This window comes from Dyella sp. (assembly GCF_051962475.1).
GTDB lineage: Bacteria > Pseudomonadota > Gammaproteobacteria > Xanthomonadales > Rhodanobacteraceae > Dyella_A.
This window is the reverse complement of record NZ_JBQCCF010000056.1, coordinates 59,379-85,848: the sequence shown is the minus strand read 5'-3', so window position 1 is coordinate 85,848 and position 26,470 is coordinate 59,379. Positions and strand designations below refer to the sequence as shown.

Genomic DNA, 26,470 nt, shown 5'->3' with positions numbered 1-26,470 from the left:
GGCGCGGCCCTCCTGTAAGCTCGGCGCACCTTCCCGGTGGCCGCCCCGTCCATGCGATTTGCCTTTGTCGCCAGCGAGACTCCCGTCGCCCAGCAGGCGCGACGCAAGCTGACCGAGCGGTACGGCGATGTGCCAGTGGCGCAGGCCGAGGTGATCGTGGCGCTGGGCGGCGACGGCTTCATGCTGCGTACCCTGCACGCCTATCGCGACCTGCACCTGCCGGTCTACGGCATGAAGCTCGGACGGGTGGGTTTTCTCATGAACAAGCACCGGCTCGATGACCTCGCCGGTCGTATCGCACTGGCCCACGTCGCCACGTTGTACCCGCTGGAAATGCACACCACCAACGCCGACGGCGATGTGGCCTCGGCGATCGCGTTCAACGAGGTGTCGCTGTTGCGCCAGAGCAACCAGGCCGCGCACCTGGAGGTGAAGCTCAACGACACGGTGAAGCTCGCCAACCTGGTGTGCGACGGGATCCTGGTGTCCACGCCGGCCGGCTCCACGGCGTACAACCTGTCCGCCCACGGACCGATCCTGCCGCTGGACGCCAACGTGCTCGCCCTGACCCCGATCAGCCCGTTCCGCCCACGCCGCTGGCGTGGCGCGATCCTGCCGCATCTGACCGAGGTGGGGCTTCGGGTGCTCGATCCTGGCAAGCGTCCGGTCAGCGCCACGGCGGATTTCCACGAGGTGCGCCACGTGCGCGAGGTGCGCATCCGGCAGTCGCGCGAACACGGCGTGCGGCTGCTGTTCGACCCGGAGCACAACCTGGAGCAGCGCATTCTCGACGAGCAGTTCGCGGCGGATTGAGCGCCTCGCTCAACGCGAACGATGCAGCCATCTGCGCCACGCAAGCCGCGCCGGTTGCGCTAGATTGATCCCATGTCCCGAACCACCGCCCACGATCCTTCCTCCACCAGCGACAACCGGCTGGTGGTGGCCATTTCCTCGCGCGCACTGTTCGACCTAGGCGACAGCCACGAGCTGTTCGAGCGTGACGGCCTGGATGCCTATCGCAGCTTCCAGATCGAGCACGAGGAAGAGATCCTCAAACCGGGCGTAGCGTTTCCGCTGGTGCAGAAGCTGCTCGGCCTCAACAAGCTGGCCGGCGACGTGCCGCCAGTGGAGGTAATCCTGCTATCACGCAACTCCGGCGACACGGGGCTGCGCATCTTCAACGCCATCCAGCATTACGGGTTGCAGATCAGTCGCGCCGCGTTTACCAGCGGCGCGCCGACCTCTGACTACATCGCCCCGTTCAAGGCCGACCTGTTCCTGTCCGCCAACGCCGAAGACGTCGGCCGCGCGCTGGCGGCGGGGGTGGCGGCGGCGACGATCCTGCCCAGCACGGCGCCACCGCGGGCCAGCGAGCAACTGCGCATCGCCTTCGACGGCGATGCGGTGATCTTCGGCGACGAGGGTGAGCGGGTGTCGCGCGAGGAGGGCCTGGATGCGTTCCACCGCAGCGAACATGCGCGTGCCGCCGAGCCGCTTTCGGTGGGGCCGTTCCGTGGTTTCCTCACCGCCGTGCACCGCCTGCAGGCGGCGTTCCCGGCCGAGAACTCGCCGATCCGCACAGCGTTGGTCACCGCCCGCTCGGCGCCAGCTCACAAGCGGGTGATCCTCACGCTGCGCAAGTGGGGCGTGCGTATCGACGAAGCCTTGTTCCTCGGTGGTCGCGACAAGGGACCGTTCCTGGACGCCTTCGGCGCCGACATCTTCTTCGACGATTCGCCGGCCAACGTGGAATCCGCGCGCAAGCACGTGGCGACGGGCCACGTGCCGCACGGGGTCAGCAACCGGTGACGTCAGCGGCGCGCCGACGATGTCGCCGACGAAGCTTTGAACCTGCGCGCGGTGGCCGGTCACCTGATGCGCGATGCAGTCAGGGAACCGGATGGCCCTGGCTGGCGGTCCAGATCGCGTACCAGTCCTCGGCCTCCAGCGGTAGCGAAAGCGCGGCCACGGCCTCGGCGAGGCCCTCGATGCGGCCGGTGCCGGTGATCGGATGGGGACGGGATGGATGGCGAAGCACCCAGGCATAGGCCAGCGTGGCGAGGCTGACGCCGAGTCGTGCCGCGATCGAGCTCATTTCCTCGCGGACCCGCACGGTGCGCGGTTCCTTGCCGCTGAACAGCCGGCCGCCGGCCAGCGGCGACCAGACCATCGGGCGCAGGCCCAGCGCCTGGGCCTGGTCGAGCGTGCCGTCGTCGAGTGCGTCCAGCGCCAGCGGTGAGAGTTCGATCTGGTTGGTTGCCAGCGGGTAGTGGCGATGCAGCAGCTCGAACTGGCTGGCGCGGTGGTTGGACACGCCCCAGTGGAGAACCTTGCCTTCGGCGGTCAGCGTGCGGAACGCTCTCCGCGAGCGCGGCCGCATCCATCAGGTAGTCCGGGCGGTGGATCAGCACCAGGTCGAGCTGCTCGGTGTGCAGGTTGACCAGTGAGCGCTCGACCTGCGCGCGCACGTAGGCGGCCGAAGTGTCGTAGTGATTGAGCCGGTAGGGCAGGTCGGCAGAGCGGAGCCGGATGCCGCATTTGCTCACCAGCTGCATGCGCCGGCGCAGGCCGGGCGCGGCCTTCAGGGCCTCGCCGAACAGGGCCTCGGCGCGGTAGTCGCCGTAGATGTCCGCATGGTCGAAGCTGCTGATGCCCAGATCCATGGCCTGTTCGATCCAGCGCACGCGGCCGGCGACGTCGAGCTGCCATTCGGTGAGCCGCCACAGGCCGGCGACGATGGGAGAGAGCTCGAGGCGGGACGGAGTCATGGCGTGCACGCGCGGGAAGGCGGGGCAGTCTGCCAATCCGCATCGCCGGCGACAAGCGCACTCACACCAGCTTCTGCCGACGCCACCACGGGGTGACCTGTCCCTCGCGCACCAGGGTAAACAGGCCGGCGCCAAAGATCAGCGCAATGCCGACCAGCATCGGCCAGTCCAGCCGGTCGCCGAACAGCCAGTAACCGAAGCCGATCGCCCACAGCATCTGGCTGTACTGGGTCGGCGCGATGCGATTGGCCGGAGCGAGCAGGGTGGCCAGCATGAGCAGCACACCGGCCAGCCCCTGCATCAGGCCATAACCCAGGAGCAGCAGCCAGGCGTGCCGGTCTGGCCAGACGAAGTGCGGCAGCATCAGCAGTCCGCCGATCAGCAGCGGGCCCACCACGCCGGCGCCGTACAGGCTGATGCGCTTTTCGTGCTGCCCGGCCAGCCGCATCGCCACCATCGAGACCGCCCCGGACAGGCCGCATAGGATGGCTGCGAGGTGCCCCAGGCCCAACGCCCGAAAGCCCGGCCGCAGCACCACCAGCACGCCGACGAAGCCGGTCACCACGGCCGTCCATCGCCGCCAGCCGACGTGCTCCTTGAGGAACACCACCGAGAGCAGGGTGACGAAGATCGGCATCAGGAAGATCAGCGCGAAGGTCTCCGCCATCGGCAGCAGAGTGAAGGCCACCACCGCGGCGATGTTGCACACCGCGCCAGTGACCGCACGCACCCACCACAGACCGGGACGATTGGCGATCACCACGTCGCGCAGTCGATCGCCGGGTGAGCGAATGAAGGGCAGGGCACCGAGGCACAGCAAGGCGCCGAAGAACACTGTTTCGTAGGCTGGCAGGGCCCCGTGCAGCGACTTCACACAGGCATCGCTGATCGCATAAGCCGCGTAGCAGGCAAAACCCAGAATGACGCCCTTGCGCATGAAAGTCCTGCATCGAGAAAACGCGGCCGTTCATTGTCCCACGACGCGCACTGTCGCTGGCCCGCCGGCAAGGGCAGTGGCGACATTCCAGGCGTCCATGCAGAAAAAAGCCCGGCTGGCGAACCAGTCGGGCTTGGATTGGTGGAGGTGGCGGGAGTCGAACCCGCGTCCGAAGGTGTTCAACGCCTGAATCTACATGCGTAGCTCAACGTTCCATCTCGTTCCGCGACAAGCACGATGAGCAAAGCGCACCGCGAAACCAGCCTGCTTGATTTGACCTAGGACCGACAGGCGGCAGTCTTTGGCGATCCCGTGATAATGACCCTACACCGACGAGCACGAGCACAAGTGGGTTCGGGGCTTACGCCTTAAGCGGCGAGAGCGTAGTTGTCGTCGTTGGCAACTATAAGTTTGCTGCTGGATTAACGAGGAAAGCTGCCCCCTCGGCATGCATCAAGCCATCTCACTACCCCCGTCGAAGCCAGGACACCCCCGGGGAAACTTGCGATAGCCGACGAAGTATATGGTGCCGGCTTTGCCCACATCAATGAACGCATTGCCCCGGCCGTGCAGGGGCGTACCTGCGGTTCAGCCGGGAAGCATCAGCCGTGGCGATTGTGAGCGTTCATCGTGCGCTGCTTCTCGCGCTGCCAGTCGCGCTCCTTCTCGGTATCGCGCTTGTCGTGTTCCTGCTTGCCACGGGCCACGCCGACTTCGACCTTCACCTTGTTGCCCTTCCAGTACATGGCCGTGGGCACGATGGTGTAGCCCTTGCGCTCGACCGCGCCGACCAACTGGTCGATCTCGTGCTTGTGCAACAGCAGCTTGCGGGTGCGGCGGTCCTCGGCAATGACGTGGGTAGAGGCGCTGATCAGCGGTGGGATCGATGCGCCGTGCAGGAAGATCTCGCCATCACGGATCATGGCGAAGCTCTCGCCGAAGTTGATCCGCCCGGCGCGCAAGGCCTTGAGCTCCCAGCCCTGCAATGCCACGCCGGCCTCGTAGCGTTGGTCGATGTGATACTCGAAGCGCGCGCGCTTGTTCAGCGCGATGGTGCCGCCGCCCTTGGTGTCCTTGTCCTTGTTCTTGGCCATGTCCGCTAGACTTCCGGGCGCTTGCCCTGTGCCGGCTTGGCCGCATATCTGGCCGTACCTGGATGTTTTCTTGAAGAGGCTACCGTGATCGAGATTCGCCGCAGCGCGCTCGTGCCGTATACGCCCGCGCAGATGTTCGATCTGGTCAACGATGTCGAAGCATACCCAAAGCGCTTTGCCTGGTGTTCCGGGTCGCACGTCTCCGAGCGCGGAGAGAACATGCTGGTGGCGCGGCTCGATCTCAAGCTTGCCTCGTTCAACCAGAGCTTTACGACGCGCAACACGCTCGATCGGCCCCATCGCCTGCAAATGAGCCTCGTCGACGGTCCCTTCCGTTCCCTCGAAGGGCTGTGGACTTTCACCGCCCTGGGCGACAGTGGCTGCAAGATCGCCTTCGCCCTGGACATCGACTACGCGGGCTGGCTCGGCGCCAGTGCCATCAAATTGGGTTTCCAGGGCCTGGCCAGCCGCATGGTCGAGGACTTCAGCCGCGAGGCGAAGCGCACTTATGGTTGAGCCGCAGGAGCAGATTGAAGTGGAGATCGTGTGGCCGCGGCCGGAGGGTCCGCGCCATTGGCGGCTGCGCCTGCCGGTCGGTTCGACCGCCGGCGCCGCGCTGGCCGCCATCGCGCAGGACGAAAACGGCTTACAGGACTTGCTCGAAGGGCAGCCGCTGGGGATCTTCGCCCGCCGTGTCGAACCTGGCCACGTGCTGCAAGAGGGGGACCGCCTGGAAATCTACCGGCCGTTGCAGCTCGACCCGAAGGAAGCGCGCCGCCGTCGCGCGACGCGCACCCGCTGAAGGCGGCCGCCCGGCCTCAGCCGTTTATTCGCCCGCCGGCTTGTCCCCGGTTCCCGCATCCGTCGATCCATCGCTCTTGTCGCCGCGAGTTTCGTCGACCGGATAGTTCACCTTGTACTTCTTGGTGTCGTTGAGCAGCTGCTGGGCGTCCTGGGCGAAGAAGTCGCCTTCGGTGCGAACCAGCGTGTCGTTGTTGAAGGTGAGGGTGAACGTGCGAATCTTGATCTCGCCGCCGCGGTGCTGCTGGGTGGATACGTAATCCCACCGGTTCTGGTCGAACGGGCTGGCGACCGAGGGTGAGCCCATGAGCACGATCACCTGACGCTTGGTCATGCCCGGCTTGAGCTGCGCAACCGCTTCCTTGGTGAGGATGTTGCCCTGCTGCACGTCGGGGGTATACACAAGGCGACAACTGGCCAGGGACAGCGCCAGTGTGGCGAAACCCAGCGTGCGAATCAGCTTTTGCATGCGTGTTGCGTCCCGAACGTAAAGGTGACGGATGATACACTAACGGTCTTGGGGTACCGCGCGTGGAGCTTGCAATGGATCAGGAAACCAAGGAGCTGCGCAAGGCAGGACTCAAGGTCACGCACCCGCGTATGCGCATCCTGCAGATCTTCGAGGAGGAGGGCGTTCACCATCTCTCCGCCGAAGACATCTATCGAAAACTGCTCGCTTCCCAGGAAGACATCGGGCTGGCCACCGTTTACCGCGTGCTGACCCAGTTCGAGGCAGCCGGCATCCTGATGAAGCACAACTTCGAGGGCGGTCAGGCGGTCTATGAGCTCGATCGCGGCAAGCATCACGACCACATGATCGATGTGGACAGCGGAAAGGTGGTCGAGTTCGTCAGCGAGGAGATCGAGCGGCTGCAGAAGGAGATCGCCGCCAAGCACGGCTATGAGATCGTGGATCACAGCCTCGTGCTTTACGTCCGGCCCAAGGCTGGCCGGAAGTAACCGTCAGAAGCCGGGAGGGCGGCCCGCCTCGCCGGAGCCCAGACGAAAAAAAGCCGCAGGAGGACTCCTGTCCACCTACGGCTTATCCGTTACCTGGTGGCGTCCGGATCGAGGCGAATTGCTCGCGCTGACCCGAAACGCCGTTGGTACCGGCCGAGCAGCAATCCTTGCCACCCTTCGAAGCCACCGTCCCCACGGTGACTTCGGCACGCCATCTTGCAATGGCGGCTCCCCCACATCGATGGGTCGATCGTAACGAAGGCTTCACGAACCGTGTATCAGAAAAATTCCTAGGCGGTACGGGTGGCGAGGGCCGGTTTGGTGGCAGGAGCGTTGTTGCCCCGCAGCAAAATCCGCAGGTGAACCCCGGCGGGCGCCTGCCTCAGACGGAACAGCCCGCCCAGGGAGGTCACCCGGTCGCGCATGCCTTGCAAGCCGCGCCCGCCGCGGGGCACGGTGCCGGGCAGCCCGATGCCGTCGTCGCGGATGTCCAGCAGGGCCAGCGGGGTGCCGTGACGTTCGCCGATGCGCAGCCGCAGCCGGAAATGACTGGCCTGCGCGTGTTTGACAGTGTTCGTCGCACTTTCTTGCACCAGGCGATAGATCGCCGTGCGCGTGTCGTCGTCGAGCAGCCGGGGGTCGCCGTACATGTCCGTTACGTAGACGATGCCGGCCGCATCGAGCAGGTCACGGATCGGGCCTTCCTCCAGTGCACGGAGCAGACCGAACTCATCCAGTACCGCCGGGCGCAGGTCGTCCAAGAGGCGGTGCAGGGCGCGCCGCATATGCCCGAGGATGGCGTTGACGGAGTGGCCCACGTCCTCCATGCCCACCGCCTGCAGGCGCCCCTGCGCCAGTTTGATGTGGGTCTGGATGGCAGTGATGTTCTGTCCCAGCTCGTCATGCAGCTCTGCAGCCATGTAGCGCCGCTGGCTCTCTTCGGCCTGCAGGTTGCCGCGCGCGGCGTCGCGCAGCTGGCGCGCCAGCTGATCGAGCCGCCGGTTCACTGCCGCCAGATAGACGTTCTGTTCGGCCACCCGCTCGCTGCTGCGCCGCAAGGCGTCGGTGGCCGAGCCGAGCATCAGGGCACCCGTGCCGGCCACTGCCAGGAACAAGTAGCCCGACGCGCTGGGCATTGGCTGGCCGACCACGTGGTCCACCAGGCTCATGCCCATGCTGGTGGTGATCATCGCCAGGCTGGCGCCGCGCCAGCCGTGGCGGAAGGCGAAGAACATCACCGGCGCCAGCGACAGCACGCGGGCGAACTGGGGCTGCGGGGAGGCGTGCTCGGACAGCATCAGCAGGATCGCCATCGACGGCAGCATCACCAGCAGGCCGTCCATGATCAGGTTGGCTAGCATGCGGCGGTTGGGGCGGGCGCGCGCCAGCATGATCATCAACGGGACGACCAGCAGTACGCCGAGGTAGTTGCTCAGCAGGTCTAGCCCAAGCGCCTCGACCATGGGCGTGGAGGGGGTGGTCTGATGCATCAGTGCCAGCAGGGCGGCATCGATGGCAGTGGTGGCGGTCACGATCAGCACCGCCGACAGCAGCAGGCGCGTCACGTCTTCGGGGACGCGCAGGCTCGGGTGCAGGTTGGCCTTGCGCAGCAGCCACAAGCCGGTAGCCACGATCAACGGGTCCGGCAGATCCCCAAGCAGGAAACCCAGCCAGCCCAGCCGGGCATCCTGGTGGATTTCCAGCACCGCACTGGCGCCCAGTTCCAGGCCGAGCAGCCAGGGCCACTGCCGGACCGGCGTCAGCAGCAGGGCGCCGAAGCGCAGCCCGAAAGGGAGCATCCAGTAAGGTTGTTCGGTGGGCCACAGAGCCAGCCAGGCGAGCAGGTAGCACACGCCCAGGAACGGGCCGGAAGTGAGTAAACGGGTGGTCTGGGTCCGCATCGGCGCATGGTACATGTGCCATGCTTTGTGAGGTCGCGGAGGCCGCATGGCGGTCGAGGGAGAGGCATGTACAGCATCGTTCTGGTGGATGACCACGCCATCGTGCGCGAGGGATTCAAGCGCTTGATCGAGATGGAGCCGGATCTGGAAGTGGTCGCCGAATGCCGTTGCGCCGATGACGCGGTCGACGCCATCAACCGGCGTTCACCGGATCTGGTGGCGCTGGACCTTTCGCTGCCGGACGGCAGCGGCTTGCCGCTGATCGAGCACCTGCTGAGCGTCTCGCCGTCCAGCCGCATCGTGGTGCTGAGCATGCATGACGGCGAACCTTACGTATCGGAAGCGCTGCGCCGCGGCGCGAGCGGTTACGTGACCAAGGGGGTAGCGCCGGAGGAACTGGTGGCCGGACTGCGCGCCGTGATGAACGGCGAGTGCTATCTGAGCTCCGACCTCCGTCGGCGTCGCGCCGAGCGTCCGGCCGAAGCGCTCGATCCGATCCAGCGCCTGACTGCCCGCGAGCGCGAGGTGTTTCTGCTGCTGGCCGCGGGCCGGGCGCCCAAGCAGGTGGCCGCTGAACTGGGCATCGGCCAGAAAACCGTCTACATCCACCGCGCCAGCCTGATGGGCAAGCTTGGCGCCGGCTCGGAACTGGATCTCTACCGCATGGCTGCCGAGCGCGGCCTGCTGGAAGGGCCGGGCTGAGTCAGTCCGCCTGCGCGCGCTCGAGCATCTGCTTGGCGTGGGCGCGGGTGGCCTGGGTGATCTCCACGCCACCGAGCATGCGCGCCAGCTCGGCCCGCCGCCCGGCCGCGTCCAGCGTCTCGATGCGGGTATGGGTGGACGCCTCGTCGCTGTGTTTGCTCACCCGCAGGTGCGCGTGACCCTGGGCGGCCACCTGCGGGAGGTGGGTCACGCACAGCACCTGTCGCGTTGCGCCGAGGGCGCGCAGCTTCTGCCCGACCACTTCGGCCACGGCGCCGCCGATACCGGTGTCGACCTCGTCGAAGACCATGGTGCCCACGCTGTCCTTGCCGAGCGTAGCCACCTCGATGGCCAGGCTGATGCGGGCCAGCTCGCCGCCCGAGGCCACCTTGCGCAGGGGGCGCGGCGGCTGCCCCGGGTTGGCGCTCACCAGTAGCTCGCAGCGCTCGCGTCCCTGCGGATCCGGTTCGTCGCTACCCGCGGCCTCCAGCTCGATACGGAGCACGCCTCCGGCCATGCCCAGCTCACCCATCAGGGCGCTCACTTCGTTGCCGAGTCGTTCGGCGGCTGCCAGACGCTGCCGGCTCAGTTGTTCCGCCGCCGTGGCGTATTCGCCCTGCAGCCGCGCCTGTTTCGCGGCCAGTGCTTCGAGCGCCTCGCCGGCGCCTTCCAGCTCGGCCAGTTCCTCGCGCATCGCCAGCAGTTTGTCGTGCAGTTCGGCCGGTGGCAGTCGGTGGCGTCGGCCGAGCTCGTGCAGGCGGGTGAGGTGGGCATCGACCTGGGCAAAGCGTTCCGGGTCCAGGTCCACGTCCTGCGCGTAGCGCGCCAGGTCGTCTGAGGCTTCACCGAGCTGGATGCCGGCATTGTCGACCAGCTCCAGCAGCGGGTTGAGCCGCTCGTCCAGCGCAGCCAGTCGGGTCAGCTCCGCATGCGCGCGGCTGAGCGCCCGGCGCAGGGCGAACTCGCTGTCGCCGTCGATCAGCTCGACCACGCCGGAAGCGCCCTCGGCCAGCCGTCCAGCGTTGGCCAGGCGCTTGTGCGAGGTCTCCAGTTCGGCCAGCTCGGCGGCCGGCAGCGCCCACTTCTCCAGCTCGCCCACCTCGTGGCGCAGCAGCTCCAGGCGACGATCGCGATCGTCGCCGCCGCTCAGTGCGCGGATGCGTGCGCCCAGTTCGCGCCATTGGCTGGCCAGCTCGCGGACCTTCGCCAGGGTGTCCTCGTGGCCGGCGTAGGCGTCCAGCAGCGTCATCTGGTGGGCGCGCGAGAGCAGCGCTTGGTGCTCGTGCTGGCCGTGGATTTCCACCAGCAGGGTGGCCAGCTCGCCGAGCTGGCTGGCGTTGGCAGGGCGGCCATTGATCCAGGCGCGCGAGCTGCCCTCGGTGCGGATCACCCGCCGCAGCTGGCAGGCGCCCTCGTCATCCAGTTCTTCGCTCTGCAGCCAGGCGCGCGCCCCGGGCAGGTCGCCCAGATCGAACTCCGCAGCCAGTTCCGCACGATCGCTGCCGGCACGCACCATGCCGCTGTCGGCGCGCGACCCGGCCAACAGCATCAGGGCATCGACCAGCAGCGACTTGCCCGCGCCGGTTTCTCCGCTGACCACGGTCAGGCCCTGGCCGAAGGTGATCTCGGCTTCTTCGACGACGGCGAAATGGCGGACGTAAAGCGAGGTGAGCATGGCGACCGGGGTGTCTGGCTGAAGCGGAGATTGTAGGGAGCGCGACCTGTGTCGGCGAGGCCTCGCCGTGCGACCGGGCGCGCCGCGTATCCGCTTGCAAAGCGGCGCGCCACACCTTATTTGTTGCCTGTCTCACGGATTGCCACAGCGCATGCCTCTTCTCCATGGTCACGAACTCGATGCACGCGCCCGCCGCCTGCTGCGCACCCTCATCGCGCAGTATTTGGCCGATGGCGAACCGGTGGGCTCGCGTACGCTGTCGCGCTCGTCCGGGCTGGACGTGAGCCCGGCCACCATCCGCAACATCATGGCCGATCTGGAAGAGGCCGGGCTGGTGGTGTCGCCGCATACCTCGGCCGGACGCATTCCAACGCCGCGCGGCCTGCGCCTGTTCGTCGACAGCCTGATCGAACTGCAGCCGCTGGCCCGCGACGACATGGCGCGGCTCAAGCTGGAACTGCCGCCGCAACCGTCGACCACCCGGGATCTGCTCGGCAACGTGTCCTCGCTGCTGTCTGCGATGACGCACTTCGCCGGCGTGGTCAGCGTGCCGCGGCAGGGTGACTTTCCCCTTCGTCACATCGATTTCGTGGCGCTGCCGGACGCCCAGGTGCTGGTGGTGCTGGTGTTCTCCGACAACCAGGTGCAGAACCGCATCATCCGGCTGGCCAAGCCGCTGGACACGCGCGAGCTGGAGCAGGCGGCCAACTATCTCAACACCCACTTCGCGGGGCTTCGGCTGGATGACATCCGCGCCCACCTGCTGCGCGAGATCCGCGAAGCCGGCAGTGAGCTCAACCGCTTGCTGGCCAGCTCGGTGGAGCTGGCCGCAGCCTCGTTCGCGCCGCACGCTGAGGGGGAGGACGTGCTGGTCAGCGGCCAGACCAACCTGATGGCGTACTCCGAGCTGGCGGACCTGGACCGCCTGCGCGAGCTGTTCGAGGCCTTCCAGAAAAAGAACGAACTGCTCCAGCTGATGGAGGTGTGCGCCCGGGCTCCGGGCGTGCGCCTGTTCATTGGCGAAGAATCGGGCTTTACCGCGCTGGACGGCTGCAGCGTGGTCACGGCGAGCTACGGCGCGCAGGGCAGGGTGCTGGGAGCGATCGGCGTGATCGGCCCGACCCGGATGGCCTACGAACGGGTCATTCCCGTGGTGCAGGCCACGGCCGGATTGCTCAGCGACGCCTTGAATCGGGCGGCAACGACCCTATAACCGCCGCGGGAGGCGGGATTCCCCGCGCATATCGATGGTCGGCAAACCTTGCCGGCCCGGGTTTTCTGTTGGAGTGGATGTATGCAGAACAACGATCCGCAGGCGCCGGAACGGGGCCAGGAACATGCTCAGTCGCAGGAAGGCGCTTCCGGCGACGTGGCGGCCAGCTTGCAGGCGCGCATCGCCGAGCTGGAGGCCAGCAATACCGAGTTGCGCGAGACGATGCTGCGCGAGCGGGCGGACCTGGAAAACCAGCGCCGCCGCCTGCAGCGGGATCTGGACCAGGCGCGCCGGTTCGCCAACGAGAAGCTGCTCAACGACCTGCTGCCGGTGTACGACAGCCTGGAGCGCGGTCTGGCGGTGGAAGGCGGCGACGTCGCGGCCATCCGTGAGGGCATCAGCCTCACGCTGAAGGCCCTGCTCAAGGTGGCCGAGAGCAACGGCATGGTGCAGGTCGATCCGGTTGGCCAGCCACTCGATCCGGAGCGGCACCACGCCGTGAGCATGGTCGCTGCACCGGGTCAGGCGCCGGGTACCGTGGTCAGCGTGCTGCAGAAGGGCTACGTGCTCAACGACCGCCTGCTGCGTCCGGCGCTGGTTGCCGTGGCGCAGGACTGACCTGCGCCGATCGACGGCAACAGACACCTAATCTGCGGGTCCGCCGGCATTGAATCGCCCAGGCCGGGCCCCATTCTGACAACCAGTTCGCGGCCGCGGGGCCGCTCGAAAAAATCCGGAGCATAGACATGGGCAAGATCATCGGCATCGACCTGGGTACGACCAACTCCTGCGTCGCCGTGATGGACGGTACGTCGGTCAAGGTCATCGAGAACTCGGAAGGCGATCGCACCACGCCGTCCATCGTCGCCTTCAACAAGGACGGCGAAGTGCTGGTCGGTGCCTCGGCCAAGCGCCAGAGCGTGACCAACCCGAAGAACACCTTCTACGCGGTGAAGCGCCTGATCGGCCGCAAGTTCACCGATGCCGAGGTGCAGAAGGATCTTCACATCGTGCCCTACGGCATCGTGGCGCACGACAACGGCGACGCCTGGGTGCAGACCTCCGACGGCAAGAAGATGGCGCCGCAGGAGATCGCCGCGAAGGTGCTGATGAAGATGAAGAAGACCGCCGAGGACTATCTCGGCGAGACGATCACCGAGGCGGTGATCACGGTGCCGGCCTACTTCAACGACAGCCAGCGCCAGGCGACCAAGGACGCCGGCAAGATCGCCGGTCTTGACGTCAAGCGCATCATCAACGAGCCGACCGCGGCCGCGCTGGCCTATGGTCTGGACAAGAAGGGCGGCGACCGCAAGATCGCGGTGTACGACCTGGGTGGCGGCACGTTTGACGTGTCGATCATCGAGATCGCCGAAGTCGACGGCGAGAAGCAGTTCGAGGTGCTGGCCACGAACGGCGACACCTTCCTCGGCGGCGAAGACTTCGACATGCGCGTCATCGACTACCTCGTCGAGGAATTCCAGAAGGAGCAGGGCATCGACCTGCGCAAGGACGCCCTGGCGCTGCAGCGTCTGAAGGACGCGGCGGAGCGCGCCAAGATCGAGCTGTCCTCCAGCCACCAGACTGACGTCAACCTGCCGTACGTGACGGCTGATGCGTCCGGTCCGAAGCACCTGAACATCAAGCTCACCCGCGCCAAGCTCGAAGCGCTGGTGGACGATCTGGTCAAGCGCACCATCGAGCCGTGCCGCACCGCACTGAATGACGCCGGCCTGCGCGTGTCGGACATCAACGAGGTGATCCTCGTCGGCGGCCAGACCCGCATGCCCAAGGTGCAGGAGTCGGTGAAGGATTTCTTCGGCAAGGAGCCGCGCAAGGACGTCAACCCGGACGAAGCTGTCGCCGTGGGCGCGGCGATTCAGGGCGGCGTGTTGGGTGGTTCGGTCAAGGACGTGCTGCTGCTCGATGTCACCCCGTTGTCGCTCGGCATCGAGACGATGGGCGGCGTGATGACCAAGCTGATCGAGAAGAACACCACGGTGCCGACCAAGGCCTCGCAGACCTTCTCCACCGCCGACGACAACCAGACCGCGGTGACCGTGCACGTGCTGCAGGGTGAGCGCGAGCGTGCCAGCGCCAACAAGTCGCTGGGCAAATTCGACCTGCAGGGCATCGAGCCGGCGCCGCGCGGCATGCCACAGATCGAAGTCACCTTCGACATCGACGCCAACGGCATCCTGCACGTGTCGGCCAAGGACAAGAAGACCGGCAAGGAGCAGAAGATCGAGATCAAGGCCGGTTCGGGCCTGTCCGAGGAAGAGATCCAGCGGATGGTCGCCGACGCCGAGGCGAACAAGGAAGAGGACAAGAAGTTCCACGAGCTGGTCGCCACCCGCAACAAGGCCGACCAGCTGGTGCACGCCACCCGCACCGCGCTGAAGGAGCATGGCGGCAAGATCCCGGCCGAGCAGATGTCCAGCATCGAAGGCGCGCTGTCGGATCTGGAAAAGGTCAAGGATGGCGATGATAAAGCTGCCATCGAGGCCAAGGTCGAGAAGCTCGAGCAGGCCGCGCAGGCGCTCTATGCGGCGGCGCAGTCCGCCGGCGGTGGCGACGCCGGTGCGCAATCGGCGCCGGGCGGTGGCTCGGCCCAGCCGGACGACGTGGTGGACGCCGAGTTCACCGAGGTCAAGGACGGCGACAAGAAGTAAGCATCGGCGATCGGTGTAGCCGATACGCGACAGCCCGCGCCGGAGCGCCATGCCGACGCGGGCTGTCTGTTTGAGTGGGGCAGGCAGGCCGACGGACCTGCTGCAGGGGCGTGATCGAGGTTTGAATGAGCAAGCGTGACTACTACGAAGTGCTGGGCGTGGAGCGCAGCGTCACCGAGGTGGAGCTGAAGAAGTCGTTCCGCCGGCTGGCGATGAAGTACCACCCCGACCGCTGCCCGGACGATCCCGCGGCCCAGGAGAAATTCAAGGAGGCCAAGGAGGCGTACGAGGTGCTCTCGGACGCGCAGAAGCGTGCGATGTACGACCAGCATGGCCATGCCGCGTTCGAAGCGGGCATGGGCGGGCGCGGTGGTGCCGGCTTCGGCGACATGGGGGACATTTTCGGCGACATCTTTGGCGACATCTTTGGCGGTGGTGGCGGGCGCGGGCGTCCGCGCCGTGGTGCCGATCTGCGCTACATCATGGAGCTGGACCTCGAAGAGGCGGTGTTCGGTATTGAACGCACCATCGAGATTCCGACCCAGGTGAATTGCCACCACTGCAACGGCTCCGGCTCGGCCGACGGCAAGACCGTGCAGTGCCGCACCTGCCACGGCCACGGCCGCGTGCGCATGCAGAACGGCATCTTCTCGATCCAGCAGGCCTGCCCGCACTGCGGCGGCAGCGGCCAGACCATCGAGAAGCCCTGCAAGCACTGCCATGGTGAGGGGCGCCTGGAAGAAACGCGCAAGCTGGCCGTGCGCATCCCCGCGGGCGTCGACAACGGCGACCGCATCCGCCTCGCCGGGCAAGGTGAGGCCGGCCCGGCCGGCGCCGAGTCGGGTGATCTCTACGTGGAAGTGCGCGTGCGCGAGCACGCGATCTTCCAGCGCGACGGCAACGACCTGTACTGCGAGGTGCCGATCCGCTTCTCGCAGGCGGCGCTGGGCGCGCAGTTGCCGGTGCCCACGCTGGAGGGCGAGGTGGAAATCACCATTCCGCCGGAGACGCAGACCGGCCATCAGCTGCGCCTGCGCGGGCGTGGCGTGAAGTCGGTGCGCAGCGGCCGGCACGGGGACCTGATCTGCCGCGTGGTGGTGGAGACGCCGGTGCGCCTGACGCGCGAGCAGAAGGAGCTGTTCGAACAGCTCGAAGCCACCTTCGCCGGTGGCGAGGCGGAGAAGCACATGCCGCAGGCCAAGAACTGGGTCGACGGTGTCAAGCAGTTCTGGTCGCGCGTCACCTCCTGACACACGCGCTGCAACGTTGTCCGGCATGATGCCGACGCAAATGGTTCCCTAGAAGGGGATGGACACATGGGTGAGATCGTTCGCGTCGCCGTCAACGGCGCCACCGGCCGCATGGGGCGGGCGCTGCTGGAGTTGCTGCGCCGCGACCGGCGCTTTGCCCTGGTGGCCGCCATCACCGCGCCGGATGCGCCAGAGATGGGCGCGCCGGTGGCCCACGGCAGCCAGTTGTGTTTCAGCCACGACTGGTCGGCGATCCAGCCGTTGGATGTGGTGATCGATTTCAGTGGTCCGGAAGGCCTCGCCTCTGCGCTGGCGCACTGCGAGGCGCACGGCGTGGCCCTGGTCGTCGGCACCACCGGTTACGGCGAGGACCTTGCCGCGCACCTTGCGTCCTCTGCCGCACGCATCCCGCTGTTGCGTTCGGCCAACTTCAGTCTTGGTGTGGCCGTGCTTGCGCGGCTGTTGCGAGAGGCGTCAGCGGCGCTGGCCGAGTGGGATCTCGAGATCGTCGAGGCCCATCACGGCCGCAAGGAAGACGCGCCTTCGGGTACGGCGTTGCTGCTTGGTGAGGCCGCGGCGGCGGCGCGCGGAACCACGCTGGATGCGCGGGCCGTCTACGCCCGTGAGGGCCGCACCGGTCCACGCCAGCCCGGGTCGATCGGCTTTGCCGTAGTGCGCGGCGGCGACATCGTCGGTGAGCACACGGCCATGTTGATCGGGCAGGGCGAACGGCTGGAGCTGTCGCACCGGGCGACCGACCGATCGATCTTCGCCCGCGGCGCGATCGAGGCGGCGCACTGGCTGGCCGGCCAGCCGGCCGGTGCTTACGGTCTTGACGCGATGCTGGCCGAGCGCAGCGGACGCTGAGCGGCGTCAGTCCCGATGGGAGGCATCGCGCGCGCGGCCGGCGCCGAGGCGGGTATCGAGCTTGCCGAACAGCTTCTTGAAGGCGCGTGAGAACTTACCGCGCTTGGTCTTGCGAAGCTTTTCTTCTTCGCTGGTCAGCCACGCCACCTGGATCACCCGCCGCTCGCCCTCGTAGGGCAGGTGGCCGTGAAATGAGTTCTCGCAGCGCTTGAACACGGCGAACTCGCCGAACAGCGGCTTGAGCTCCGGTACGACGACATCGTCGATGTTGTCGATGCGATGCAGAAAGCGCAGGCAGCCATCGCTGGTGTCCGGCCACTGCGCGTTGAGGTAGAGCAGGGCGGTGGCCACCTTCGAGCGACTGTCGGTGTGGATGGTGCCGTGGCGCTTGTTCAACGAGCGGCACAGCGTGACCAGGGTCGGGTACTGGCCGAGGTTCTCGATGCCCAGGCGTTTGCCCACGGCGCGGGCGAACTCCGGTGCCGTGAGGTGTTCCACCAGGGTGTTCACCGTGGGGCCGCAGTCGGCCGGGTCGTAAGGAAAGAAGCCGGCGCTGGAGTAGCGCGGGAAATCCCGCTCGAGGTCGCTGCGGGCGTCGTCCGGCAGCTGGCCATGCGCGATCATGAACGGAAACGGCTCGTGGCGAACCTCGGTATCCGGTCGGTCGAGGCGGGCGGGATCGAGCAGGACGACAGCGTTCATGGCCGGAAAATCTCCATCAGGCAGCGGCGAAGTGTAGCGCTGGGCACAAGGGGCCGGCGTACGTTGCCCGAGCGGGCGTTCATCTGCGATCGGTGGACAGCAAGGGCCGCGGAGCCTATCATTTCGTTCCGCCCAGACCCATCCACGACCTAAGGTCCACAAGCCAGCTTCACTGCGGCTTGCGGGCTTTGCTGCACCTAAAGGCGGCCTTCCCCATGCTTATTCCTGCTCTGCTTGCTCTCGAGGACGGCAGCGTTTTCCACGGCCACGCCGTGGGCGCCACCGGACAGACGGTCGGCGAGGTGGTGTTCAACACCGCTATGACCGGTTACCAGGAAATCCTCACCGATCCCTCCTACGCGCGGCAGTTGGTCACGCTGACCTATCCGCACATCGGCAACACCGGCTGCAACGCCGAGGATGCCGAATCCACCGCCGTGCACGCCGCCGGCCTGATCGTGCGGGACGTGCCGCGCCGCGCGAGCAACTGGCGCAGCAGCGAGAGCCTGCCCGATTACCTCAAGCGCCACGGCATCGTGGCGATCGCCGGCATCGACACGCGCCGCCTGACGCGCATCCTGCGCGACAAGGGCGCGCTCGGCGGCTGCATCGTGGCCGGTGAGTCGATCGATGCGGACGCGGCCATCGCCGCCGCGCGCTCGTTCCCCGGCCTCAACGGCATGGATCTGGCCAAGGTCGTCAGCACCACCAAACATTACGAGTGGAACGAAGGCGTCTACGACCTCGATCGCACGGCCTTCAACCACCCGGAGAAGCGCTTCAAGGTGGTCGCCTACGACTTCGGCGTGAAGCAGAACATCCTGCGCCTGCTGGCCGAACAGGGCTGCGACATCACCGTGGTGCCGGCGCAGACGCCCGCCGTCGAGGTGCTGGCGATGCAGCCGGACGGCGTGTTCCTCTCCAACGGGCCCGGTGACCCGGCGGCCTGCGACTACGCCATCGCCGCCACGCGCGAACTGCTCGACGCGAAGCTGCCGCTGTTCGGCATCTGCCTGGGCCACCAGATCATGGGCCTGGCGCTGGGCGCGAAGACGCTGAAGATGAAATTCGGCCACCACGGTGCGAATCACCCGGTGAAGGACCACGACGACGGCCGGGTGCTGATTACCAGCCAGAACCATGGTTTTGCGGTGGACCCGGCGACGCTTCCGGCCAACGTGCGTGTCACACACAGTTCGCTGTTCGACGGCTCGTTGCAGGGTTTCGCGTTGACCGACCGCCCGGCGTTCTGCTTCCAGGGACACCCCGAAGCCAGCCCCGGCCCCCACGACATCGGTTACTTGTTCGATCGATTTGCCGCCCTGATGCAGGAGGCCCGCTGACATGGCCAAGCGTACCGATATCAAGTCCATCCTCATCATCGGCGCCGGTCCGATCGTGATCGGCCAGGCCTGCGAGTTCGACTACTCCGGCGCGCAGGCGTGCAAGGCGCTGAAGGAAGAGGGATACCGGGTGATCCTGGTGAACTCCAACCCCGCCACGATCATGACCGACCCGGACACCGCCGACGCGGTGTACATCGAGCCGATCAACTGGCAGACGGTCGAGCGCATCATCGCCAAGGAACGCCCGGATGCGGTGCTGCCCACCATGGGCGGCCAGACAGGCCTGAACTGTGCGCTGGACCTCGCCGACCACGGCGTGCTGGAAAAGTACGACGTCGAGCTGATCGGCGCCTCGCGCGAGGCGATCCGCATGGCCGAGGACCGCGAGCTGTTCAAGCAGGCGATGGCCGAGATCGGGCTGGATTGTCCCAAGGCCGCGGTAGCCCGGAGCTATGAGCAGGCGGTGGAGATGCAGGCTGCCGTGGGCTTCCCCACGGTCATCCGCCCCAGCTTCACTTTGGGCGGCTCCGGCGGTGGCATCGCCTACAACGTCGAGGAGTTCGAGGAGATCGTCAAGCGCGGCCTCGAGCTTTCGCCGGTGCACGAAGTGCTGGTGGAAGAGTCGGTGCTGGGCTGGAAGGAATTCGAGATGGAAGTGGTCCGCGACAGGGCGGACAACTGCATCATCGTATGCTCGATCGAGAACCTCGATCCGATGGGCGTGCACACCGGCGACTCGATCACAGTGGCGCCCGCGCAGACGCTCACCGACAAGGAATACCAGCGGTTGCGCGACGCCTCCATCGCGGTGTTGCGCAAGATCGGCGTGGACACCGGCGGCTCCAACGTGCAGTTCGGCATCAATGCCGAGAACGGCCGCGTGGTGGTGATCGAGATGAATCCTCGCGTCTCGCGTTCTTCGGCGCTGGCCTCCAAGGCCACCGGCTTCCCCATCGCCAAGATCGCCGCGAAGCTTGCGGTGGGCTACACGCTGGATGAGCTGAAGAACGACATCACCGGCGGCCTGACCCCAGCCTCGTTCGAGCCGACCATCGACTACGTGGTCACCAAGATCCCGCGCTTCGCATTCGAGAAGTTCCCCTCGGCCGATGCTCGTCTGACGACCCAAATGAAGTCGGTGGGTGAGGTGATGGCGATCGGCCGCAGCTTCCACGAGTCGCTGCAGAAGGCGCTGCGAGGTCTGGAGATCGGCAAGAACGGCCTCAACCCGACCGGCCTGGATATCACCACTGAAAGCGGCCTGGCCACGCTCAAGCGTGAGTTGCGCGAGCCGCGCCCGGATCGCGTGTTTCACCTAGCCGATGCGTTCCGTGCAGGCATGACTCTGGAAGAGGTCCATGCGCTGAGCCGTGTCGATCCCTGGTTCCTCGCCGCGTTCGAGGACATCGTGCTGACCGAGGGCGATGTGCAGGCGCAGGGCATCAGTGCACTCGATGAGCCGCGCATCCGCCAACTCAAGCGCATGGGTTTCTCCGACGCGCGCCTGGCCGAACTGGTGGGTACCGACGAGGCCGCAGTGCGGCACCTGCGTCGCACGCTGGGCGTGCGTCCGGTGTACAAGCGCGTGGATTCCTGCGCGGCCGAGTTCGCCACCACCACCGCCTACATGTACTCGACCTACGAGGAAGAGTGCGAGGCGGCGCCGACCGATCGCGAGAAGATCATCGTGCTCGGCGGCGGCCCCAACCGCATCGGCCAGGGCATCGAGTTCGACTACTGCTGCGTGCATGCCGCGCTCGCCCTGCGCGAGGACGGCTATGAAACCATCATGGTCAACTGCAATCCGGAAACGGTCTCCACCGACTACGACACCTCCGATCGCCTGTACTTCGAGCCGCTGACGCTGGAAGACGTGCTGGAAATCGTCGATCTGGAAAAGCCCAAGGGCGTAATCGTGCAGTACGGCGGCCAGACGCCGCTGAAGCTCGCCCGTGCGCTGGAGGCGGCCGGGGCACCGATCATCGGCACCTCGCCGGACTCGATCGACCTGGCCGAAGACCGCGAGCGGTTCCAGCAGATGATCGAGAAGATCGGCCTGCGCCAGCCGCCGAACCGCACCGCGCGCAACGCCGACGAGGCGCTGGCGCTGGCACGCGAGATCGGTTATCCGCTGGTGGTGCGCCCAAGCTATGTGCTCGGCGGGCGGGCCATGGAAGTGGTCTACGACGATGCTGACCTGAGCCGCTACATCCGCGAGGCGGTGCAGGTCTCCAACGATTCGCCGGTGCTGCTGGACCGCTTCCTCGACCATGCGGTCGAGGTGGACGTGGACATCATCGCCGATGCCGAAGGCAACGTGCTGATCGGCGGCATCATGGAGCACATCGAAGAGGCCGGCGTGCACTCGGGCGATTCATCCTGCTCGTTGCCGCCGTACTCGCTCTCCGGCGACATCCAAAACGAGATGCGCCGCCAGGTCGCGGCGATGGCCAAGGAGCTCAAGGTCATCGGCCTGATGAACACCCAGTTCGCCATTCAGGGCGACACCGTGTTCATCCTCGAGGTGAACCCGCGCGCGTCGCGCACGGTGCCGTTCGTCTCCAAGGCGATCGGCGTGCCGCTGGCCAAGATCGCCGCACGCTGCATGGCCGGCCGTTCGCTGGCCGACCAGAACGCCACGCGTGAGATGATCCCTTCGTACTACTCGGTGAAGGAGGCAATCTTCCCGTTCCTGAAGTTCCAGAACGTCGATCCCATCCTCGGTCCGGAGATGCGTTCCACCGGCGAGGTGATGGGCGTGGGCCGCAGCTTCGGCGCCGCCTTTGCGCGTGGCCATGATGCCGCCGGCATCAAGACGCCGCCCAAGGGCAAGGTGTTCGTGTCGGTGCGCGACGCGGACAAGGATCGCCTGCTGCCGGTGGCACAGGACGTGATCAACCGCGGGTTCAGCCTGGTTGCCACCGCCGGTACGGCCACCTTCCTGATCGGGCACGGCGTGCCTTGCGAGCGCATCAACAAGGTGCTCGAGGGCCGGCCGCACATCGTCGACCTGATCAAGAACGGCGAGATCGTCTATATCGTGAACACCACCGAGGGTAAGCAGGCGATCGCCGACTCGTTCTCGATCCGGCGCGAGGCACTGCAACATCGCGTCACGTATTCCACCACCGTTGCAGGCGCGCGCGCGCTCGTCCACTCGCTGGATTTCCATGGCGGCGGCGATGTGCACAGCCTGCAGGAACTGCACAGGGAGTTGAATGTATGAGCCGTGCACCCATGACTAAGGCGGGCGCCGAGCGCCTGCGCACCGAACTGGACCGGCTGAAGTCCGAGGACCGCCCGAAGATCATCGCGGCCATCGCCGAGGCGCGTGCACACGGTGATCTGAAGGAAAACGCCGAGTATCACGCCGCCCGTGAGCAGCAGAGCTTCATCGAAGGGCGCATCGGCGAGCTGGAGGCGGCGCTGTCCACCGCCGAGGTGATCGACATCACCAAGCTTGGTGCTGGCAACCGTGTGGTGTTCGGTGCCACCGTTGACCTGGAGGACGAAGACAGCGGCGAGGCGGTGACCTACCAGATCGTCGGTGACCTGGAAGCCGACATCAAGAAGCGCCTGATCGCCGTCTCTTCGCCGATCGCCCGTGCGTTGATCGGCAAGAGCGCCGGCGACAGCTTCGAGTTCACGGCGCCCAACGGCGTGAAGCACTATGAGATTATCGCGGTGCGCTACGCCTGATGACGCATCCTCCCGCGGTGCCTCTGGGCGCCGCGGGAGGGTTAAAACCCGGCGCCTGGCGAGATGCGTGGCAACAAAAAAGGCCGCTTGCGCGGCCTTTTTCGTGTGACACGTCGGGCTGATCGATCAGCGCTGACGAGCCTTGAAACGCGGGTTGCTCTTGCAGATCACGAACACCTTGCCGCGACGGCGCACAACCTTGCAGTCACGGTGCCGCGACTTGGCGGACTTCAAAGAGGAAAGCACCTTCACGGCCAGCTCCTGATACAAACGAAAAATTCAAGTCGGCAAGTGTAACCGGCCTGCGCGGTCATCACAAGCCGCCCGTGACGGCCGTTTCGGTGACCACGGACAGGAATTGGGCCAGCGCAGGCGAGTCATCGTTGGCCCGGCTGGCGACCGCCAGCAGCATGTAGGCATCCGGGTCCTCCACCGGTACGTAGCTCAACCCGGCGAGGCGGACCGTACGCATGGTCGCCGGCACCAGCGCAAGCCCCAGACCGGCCGCGACCATGGCCAGCATGCCGTTGACCTGCTGGGCATGACGGCGGACCTGCGGCTGGAAGCCGGCTTTGTTCGCCAGCAGCACCAGTCGGTCATACAGCGTGGCAGCCACCTCACGCGGCTGGGCGACGAACGATTCCCTCGCCACCTCATCCATGCGCAAACTGCTGCGCCCGGACAGTGGATGGCCGGAGGGCAGGGCAAGCAGCAGCGGCTCGCGATCGAGCACCGTCATCCGCAGCGCCCTGGCATCGATCGAGCGCTGCGGTTCGTCGCGAACGAAACCGACGTCGATCTGGCCATCCAGCAGCGCTTCGAATTGTGGTTCGGTGTAGAGCTCACACAGCTCGACGCGCACGTTGGGCGCCACCTGCCCGTACCGCAGCAGCACCCGCGGCAGGGAAGGGTGGAACGACACCGACACGGTGTAGGCGAGGCGTAGCTGGCCGCTGTGGCCGGCCGCTGCCGCTGCCACCTGGGTGCGTGCCTCATCGGCTTTGGCCAGGATCTGCCGGGCGTGATCGAGAAAGATCCGCCCCGGCTCGGTGAGTGCGACCGAACGCTTGGTGCGCTCCAGCAACCGCACGCCCAGATCCTGCTCCAGTGCCTGGATCTGCTGCGATAGCGGTGGCTGCGACAAGTGCAGCCGCCGCGCCGCCCGCGTGAAGCTGAGCTCCTCGCAGACCGCCACGTAGTAGCGCAGCTGGCGAAAATCGAACATATATGTAAACCAGATAAGTTACTCGAGAAATATATATTGGATGCAACTAACCGGCGAGCCTAGACTTTCGCTTGTCCGTCGCCTTCCCCTCCCCCAGGCGACGCGGCCCCGCCCCGCAGCGACGCTATCCCCGCGACTCTTGGCTTCTCCCCCCCTGAGCCTCTGTCGACGCGTCGCCCCGCGGGGCGCTTTCTTTTTCCGGACTGCCCGAGGTGCGCGTGTTTTACCCAGCGCACCTCGCGGCTGTTACAGGCGCGCCGCCAGCCGGGTGCCCTGATCGATGGCGCGCTTGGCGTCCAGCTCGGCGGCTACGTCCGCTCCGCCAATGACGTGCGTCGGCATGCCTGCAGCGGTCAGCGCGTCGAGCAGGCTGCGGTTGGGCTCCTGGCCGGCGCAAACCACCACGTGATCCACGGGCAGCACCCTGGCGGCGCCGTCGATGCGCACATGCAGTCCGTCGTCGTCGAAGCGCTCGTAGCTGACGCTGCCGAGCATCTGCACCTGCCGGGACTTGAGCGTGGCCCGATGCACCCAGCCGGTGGTCTTGTTCAGACGCGCGCCGGGGCGGCCTTCGGTACGCTGCAACAGCCACACCTGCCGGGCCGGCGACTCCGGCTGCGGCGGCACCAGGCCGCCACGATGCGCCAGGGTCATGTCCACGCCCCACTCGCGGCTCCAGCGCGGGATATCGGTGCTCGGCGCCGGGGCCGATTCGACCAGGTATTCCGCCACGTCGAAACCGATGCCTCCCGCGCCGATGATCGCCACCCGTGCGCCGACCGGGTGATCCCGGGCGAGCACGTCGAGATAGCTGAGCACGCGCGGATCCTCGCTGCCGGGAAAGTGCACCTTGCGCGGCGTGATGCCGGTGGCCAGCACCACTTCGTCGAACTGCCCGGAAGTAAGAAGCGGCCCGTCTGCGCGGGTTTCCAGCGCCAGCGTGACGCCGCTGTCGGCCAGCCGGTGCTTGAAGTAGCGCAGCGTCTCGTGGAACTCCTCCTTGCCCGGGATCCGCTTGGCGTAGTTGAACTGTCCGCCGATCTGGCTGGCCTGATCGAACAGCGTGACCGCGTGGCCGCGTTCGGCGAGCGTGGCGGCGCAGGCCATGCCGGCCGGTCCGGCACCGACCACGGCGACGCGCTTGGCCTGTTGCGCCGGCTGGATCGTCAGCTCGGTCTCGTGGCAGGCTTGAGGGTTGACCAGGCAACTGGCGCGTTTGTTCTGGAACACGTGATCCAGGCAGGCTTGGTTGCAGGCGATGCAGGTGTTGATCCGGTCGGCGCGATCGGTCACGGCCTTGCGCACCCACTGCGGATCGGCGAGCAACGGCCGGGCCATGGAGATCATGTCCGCCTGGCCGCTGCCGATGATCTGCTCGGCAACCTCGGGCATGTTGATGCGGTTGGTGGTGATCAGCGGAATCCGGATCTCGCTCTTCAGGCGCTGGGTCACCCAGGCGAAGGCGCCGCGCGGTACCGAGGTCACGATGGTGGGAATGCGTGCTTCGTGCCAGCCGATGCCGGTGTTGATCAGGCTCGCGCCAGCCGCTTCGATGGCCTTGGCCAGCGCGACGATCTCGCCCCAGTCCTGGCCCCGTTCCACCAGGTCGAGCATCGACAGCCGGTAGATCAGCAGGAAGTCTGGCCCCACGGCTTCGCGCGTGCGGCGCACGATCTCGACCGCCAGACGCATCCGCCGTGCTGCGTCGCCGCCCCAGGCATCGTTGCGGCGGTTGGTGCGTTCGGCGATGAACTGGTTGATCAGGTAGCCCTCCGAGCCCATCACCTCGACGCCGTCGTAGCCGGCCTCGCGAGCCAAAGTCGCGCAGCGCACGAAGTCACCCATGGTGCGCTCGACGCCCCGGGCGGACAGGGCACGGGGCGTGAAGGGCGTGATCGGCGATCTGATCTTCGAGGGCGCCACTGACAGCGGGTGATAGCCGTAGCGACCCGCGTGCAGGATCTGCATGCAGATCCGCCCGCCTTCGGCATGCACCGCGCGGGTGACCTTGCGATGGCGCGCGACATGCCACGGCATCGACAGGCGTCCACCGAACGGCTTGAGCCAGCCCTCGATGCTGGGCGCGATGCCCCCGGTCACCATCAGCCCGACGCCGCCGCGCGCACGCTCGGCGAAATAGGCGGCGAGCTTGTCGAAGTCCGCGGCACGATCTTCCAGGCCGGTATGCATCGAGCCCATCAGCACGCGGTTGGGCAAGGTCACGTGGCCCAGGTCGAGAGGGGCCAGCAGGTGCGGGTAGGGCATGGGGGGGGCGATCCGATCAAACGATCGTATGAATCTGCCTGCATGCGGCGCTCAAAAGCAAGCGCCGGTGCGCTGTGCACTCAGGCCAGCAGTTGTTCGACCAGGGCGATGTAACGACGCTGGGCTTCGTTGCGATCGACGCCGCGCAGTTGCGCCCAGGCCTCGTACTTGGCGGTGCCGACGAAGTCGAAAAAGCCCGGTTGCGGACCCTGCACGTCGCCGTCGGAGCCCTGCTTGAACAGGGCGTAGAGCTTGAGCAGCGTGTCGTTGTCCGGGCGCGTGCCGAGCCGCTTGATGTCTTCGGCGGCTTGCTCGAACGCGTGCTGCAGATCGCTCATGGATGGCTTGCCCCGGGGTCCGGATCGGACCGTGCGCGGCTTGATAGCACGCACC

The 26,470-nt window shown here is 66.6% G+C and carries 25 protein-coding genes, 1 other RNA gene and 1 pseudogene; 14 read left to right on the top strand and 13 right to left on the bottom strand.

The window, feature by feature from the left end; all coding sequences use genetic code 11:
• Positions 1–51: 51 nt before the first annotated feature.
• Both ACTHJF_RS12900 and ACTHJF_RS12895 read left to right on the top strand, forming a co-directional pair.
• Positions 52–813 carry an NAD kinase gene (locus ACTHJF_RS12900; protein WP_440267458.1) on the top strand — a complete coding sequence of 254 codons (762 nt, stop codon included), beginning with the start codon at positions 52–54 and terminating at the stop codon, positions 811–813.
• Between the two features lie 72 nt (positions 814–885).
• Positions 886–1,809: a 5'-nucleotidase gene (locus ACTHJF_RS12895; protein ID WP_440267457.1), complete on the top strand. Its 924-nt coding sequence runs from the start codon at positions 886–888 to the stop codon at positions 1,807–1,809.
• A 79-nt stretch (positions 1,810–1,888) separates the two neighbouring features.
• Here ACTHJF_RS12895 and ACTHJF_RS12890 read toward each other — a convergent pair whose 3' ends face one another.
• The 5 genes and pseudogenes from ACTHJF_RS12890 to smpB form a co-directional block, all read right to left on the bottom strand.
• Complete coding sequence (locus tag ACTHJF_RS12890) at positions 1,889–2,314, bottom strand: aldo/keto reductase (protein WP_440267456.1); 426 nt, start codon at positions 2,312–2,314, stop codon at positions 1,889–1,891.
• Positions 2,315–2,438: 124 nt separating this feature from the next.
• Positions 2,439–2,768, bottom strand: a pseudogene (locus tag ACTHJF_RS12885) (aldo/keto reductase); the annotation flags it as partial.
• Between the two features lie 61 nt (positions 2,769–2,829).
• On the bottom strand, positions 2,830–3,705 hold the full coding sequence (locus ACTHJF_RS12880; protein ID WP_440267455.1) for a DMT family transporter: 876 nt from the start codon (positions 3,703–3,705) through the stop codon (positions 2,830–2,832).
• Positions 3,706–3,844: 139 nt separating this feature from the next.
• Positions 3,845–4,199, bottom strand: a transfer-messenger RNA (tmRNA) gene (gene ssrA / locus ACTHJF_RS12875).
• A 108-nt stretch (positions 4,200–4,307) separates the two neighbouring features.
• Entirely contained in the window at positions 4,308–4,799 is a 492-nt protein-coding gene (gene smpB / locus ACTHJF_RS12870; protein WP_440267454.1) for an SsrA-binding protein SmpB, read from the bottom strand.
• Positions 4,800–4,883: 84 nt separating this feature from the next.
• Between smpB and ACTHJF_RS12865 the strand changes: the two genes are divergently transcribed.
• Together ACTHJF_RS12865 and ACTHJF_RS12860 are read left to right on the top strand one after the other, a co-directional pair.
• Entirely contained in the window at positions 4,884–5,315 is a 432-nt protein-coding gene (locus ACTHJF_RS12865) for a type II toxin-antitoxin system RatA family toxin (RefSeq protein WP_440254834.1), read from the top strand.
• Complete coding sequence (locus tag ACTHJF_RS12860; RefSeq protein ID WP_440267453.1) at positions 5,308–5,601, top strand: RnfH family protein; 294 nt, start codon at positions 5,308–5,310, stop codon at positions 5,599–5,601. The genes ACTHJF_RS12865 and ACTHJF_RS12860 overlap by 8 nt, the downstream gene beginning before the upstream one ends.
• Before the next feature lie 24 nt (positions 5,602–5,625).
• On the opposite strand, the gene ACTHJF_RS12855 is transcribed toward ACTHJF_RS12860, so the two are convergent.
• Positions 5,626–6,069 (bottom strand): outer membrane protein assembly factor BamE, encoded by a 444-nt coding sequence (locus ACTHJF_RS12855; protein ID WP_440267452.1) that lies wholly within the window; start codon positions 6,067–6,069, stop codon positions 5,626–5,628.
• A 74-nt stretch (positions 6,070–6,143) separates the two neighbouring features.
• Between ACTHJF_RS12855 and fur the strand changes: the two genes are divergently transcribed.
• Entirely contained in the window at positions 6,144–6,560 is a 417-nt protein-coding gene (gene fur / locus ACTHJF_RS12850) for a ferric iron uptake transcriptional regulator (protein ID WP_440267451.1), read from the top strand.
• 290 nt (positions 6,561–6,850) lie between these two features.
• Here fur and ACTHJF_RS12845 read toward each other — a convergent pair whose 3' ends face one another.
• A complete protein-coding gene (locus tag ACTHJF_RS12845) occupies positions 6,851–8,461 on the bottom strand; it encodes an MASE1 domain-containing sensor histidine kinase (protein WP_440254829.1) in 1,611 nt (536 codons plus the stop codon).
• Between the two features lie 66 nt (positions 8,462–8,527).
• Here ACTHJF_RS12845 and ACTHJF_RS12840 point away from each other — a divergent pair, with 66 nt between their 5' ends.
• Positions 8,528–9,163, top strand: a complete 636-nt coding sequence (locus tag ACTHJF_RS12840) for a response regulator transcription factor (RefSeq protein ID WP_404635326.1) — start codon at positions 8,528–8,530, stop codon at positions 9,161–9,163.
• 1 nt (position 9,164) lies between these two features.
• Here ACTHJF_RS12840 and recN read toward each other — a convergent pair whose 3' ends face one another.
• Complete coding sequence (gene recN, locus ACTHJF_RS12835; RefSeq protein WP_440267450.1) at positions 9,165–10,838, bottom strand: DNA repair protein RecN; 1,674 nt, start codon at positions 10,836–10,838, stop codon at positions 9,165–9,167.
• 151 nt (positions 10,839–10,989) lie between these two features.
• Between recN and hrcA the strand changes: the two genes are divergently transcribed.
• The 5 genes from hrcA to dapB all read left to right on the top strand — a co-directional run bounded on the left by hrcA (position 10,990) and on the right by dapB (position 16,840).
• Positions 10,990–12,051: a heat-inducible transcriptional repressor HrcA gene (gene hrcA, locus ACTHJF_RS12830; protein ID WP_431637288.1), complete on the top strand. Its 1,062-nt coding sequence runs from the start codon at positions 10,990–10,992 to the stop codon at positions 12,049–12,051.
• 81 nt (positions 12,052–12,132) lie between these two features.
• The gene (grpE, locus tag ACTHJF_RS12825) at positions 12,133–12,669 is read left to right on the top strand and encodes a nucleotide exchange factor GrpE (protein WP_440262972.1); all 537 of its coding nucleotides are present in this window, start codon (positions 12,133–12,135) and stop codon (positions 12,667–12,669) included.
• Between the two features lie 128 nt (positions 12,670–12,797).
• Positions 12,798–14,723 carry a molecular chaperone DnaK gene (gene dnaK / locus ACTHJF_RS12820; RefSeq protein ID WP_440267449.1) on the top strand — a complete coding sequence of 642 codons (1,926 nt, stop codon included), beginning with the start codon at positions 12,798–12,800 and terminating at the stop codon, positions 14,721–14,723.
• Positions 14,724–14,848: 125 nt separating this feature from the next.
• Complete coding sequence (gene dnaJ / locus ACTHJF_RS12815) at positions 14,849–15,973, top strand: molecular chaperone DnaJ (protein WP_440254819.1); 1,125 nt, start codon at positions 14,849–14,851, stop codon at positions 15,971–15,973.
• Between the two features lie 66 nt (positions 15,974–16,039).
• Complete coding sequence (gene dapB, locus ACTHJF_RS12810) at positions 16,040–16,840, top strand: 4-hydroxy-tetrahydrodipicolinate reductase (RefSeq protein ID WP_440267448.1); 801 nt, start codon at positions 16,040–16,042, stop codon at positions 16,838–16,840.
• Between the two features lie 6 nt (positions 16,841–16,846).
• Here the strand turns inward: dapB and ACTHJF_RS12805 are convergent, their stop codons facing one another.
• Positions 16,847–17,542, bottom strand: a complete 696-nt coding sequence (locus ACTHJF_RS12805; protein ID WP_440267447.1) for a 2OG-Fe(II) oxygenase — start codon at positions 17,540–17,542, stop codon at positions 16,847–16,849.
• 215 nt (positions 17,543–17,757) lie between these two features.
• On the opposite strand from ACTHJF_RS12805, the gene carA reads away from it, so the two are divergent.
• From carA to greA, 3 genes are read left to right on the top strand one after another with little or no spacing between them, the layout of a single operon-like run.
• Positions 17,758–18,885, top strand: coding sequence for a glutamine-hydrolyzing carbamoyl-phosphate synthase small subunit (gene carA, locus ACTHJF_RS12800; RefSeq protein ID WP_440267446.1), 1,128 nt, complete (start codon positions 17,758–17,760; stop codon positions 18,883–18,885).
• Between the two features lies 1 nt (position 18,886).
• The gene (carB, locus tag ACTHJF_RS12795; RefSeq protein WP_440267445.1) at positions 18,887–22,114 is read left to right on the top strand and encodes a carbamoyl-phosphate synthase large subunit; all 3,228 of its coding nucleotides are present in this window, start codon (positions 18,887–18,889) and stop codon (positions 22,112–22,114) included.
• Positions 22,111–22,587, top strand: coding sequence for a transcription elongation factor GreA (greA, locus tag ACTHJF_RS12790; RefSeq protein ID WP_431637277.1), 477 nt, complete (start codon positions 22,111–22,113; stop codon positions 22,585–22,587). The genes carB and greA overlap by 4 nt, the downstream gene beginning before the upstream one ends.
• 126 nt (positions 22,588–22,713) lie before the next feature.
• On the opposite strand, the gene ykgO is transcribed toward greA, so the two are convergent.
• The 4 genes from ykgO to ACTHJF_RS12770 all read right to left on the bottom strand — a co-directional run bounded on the left by ykgO (position 22,714) and on the right by ACTHJF_RS12770 (position 26,415).
• Positions 22,714–22,839, bottom strand: a complete 126-nt coding sequence (gene ykgO / locus ACTHJF_RS12785; RefSeq protein ID WP_029213509.1) for a type B 50S ribosomal protein L36 — start codon at positions 22,837–22,839, stop codon at positions 22,714–22,716.
• A 61-nt stretch (positions 22,840–22,900) separates the two neighbouring features.
• Positions 22,901–23,812, bottom strand: a complete 912-nt coding sequence (locus ACTHJF_RS12780; protein ID WP_440254810.1) for a LysR family transcriptional regulator — start codon at positions 23,810–23,812, stop codon at positions 22,901–22,903.
• Between the two features lie 246 nt (positions 23,813–24,058).
• On the bottom strand, positions 24,059–26,077 hold the full coding sequence (locus tag ACTHJF_RS12775) for an FAD-dependent oxidoreductase (protein WP_440267444.1): 2,019 nt from the start codon (positions 26,075–26,077) through the stop codon (positions 24,059–24,061).
• Positions 26,078–26,157: 80 nt separating this feature from the next.
• A complete protein-coding gene (locus ACTHJF_RS12770; protein WP_440267443.1) occupies positions 26,158–26,415 on the bottom strand; it encodes an acyl-CoA-binding protein in 258 nt (85 codons plus the stop codon).
• Positions 26,416–26,470: the final 55 nt, after the last annotated feature.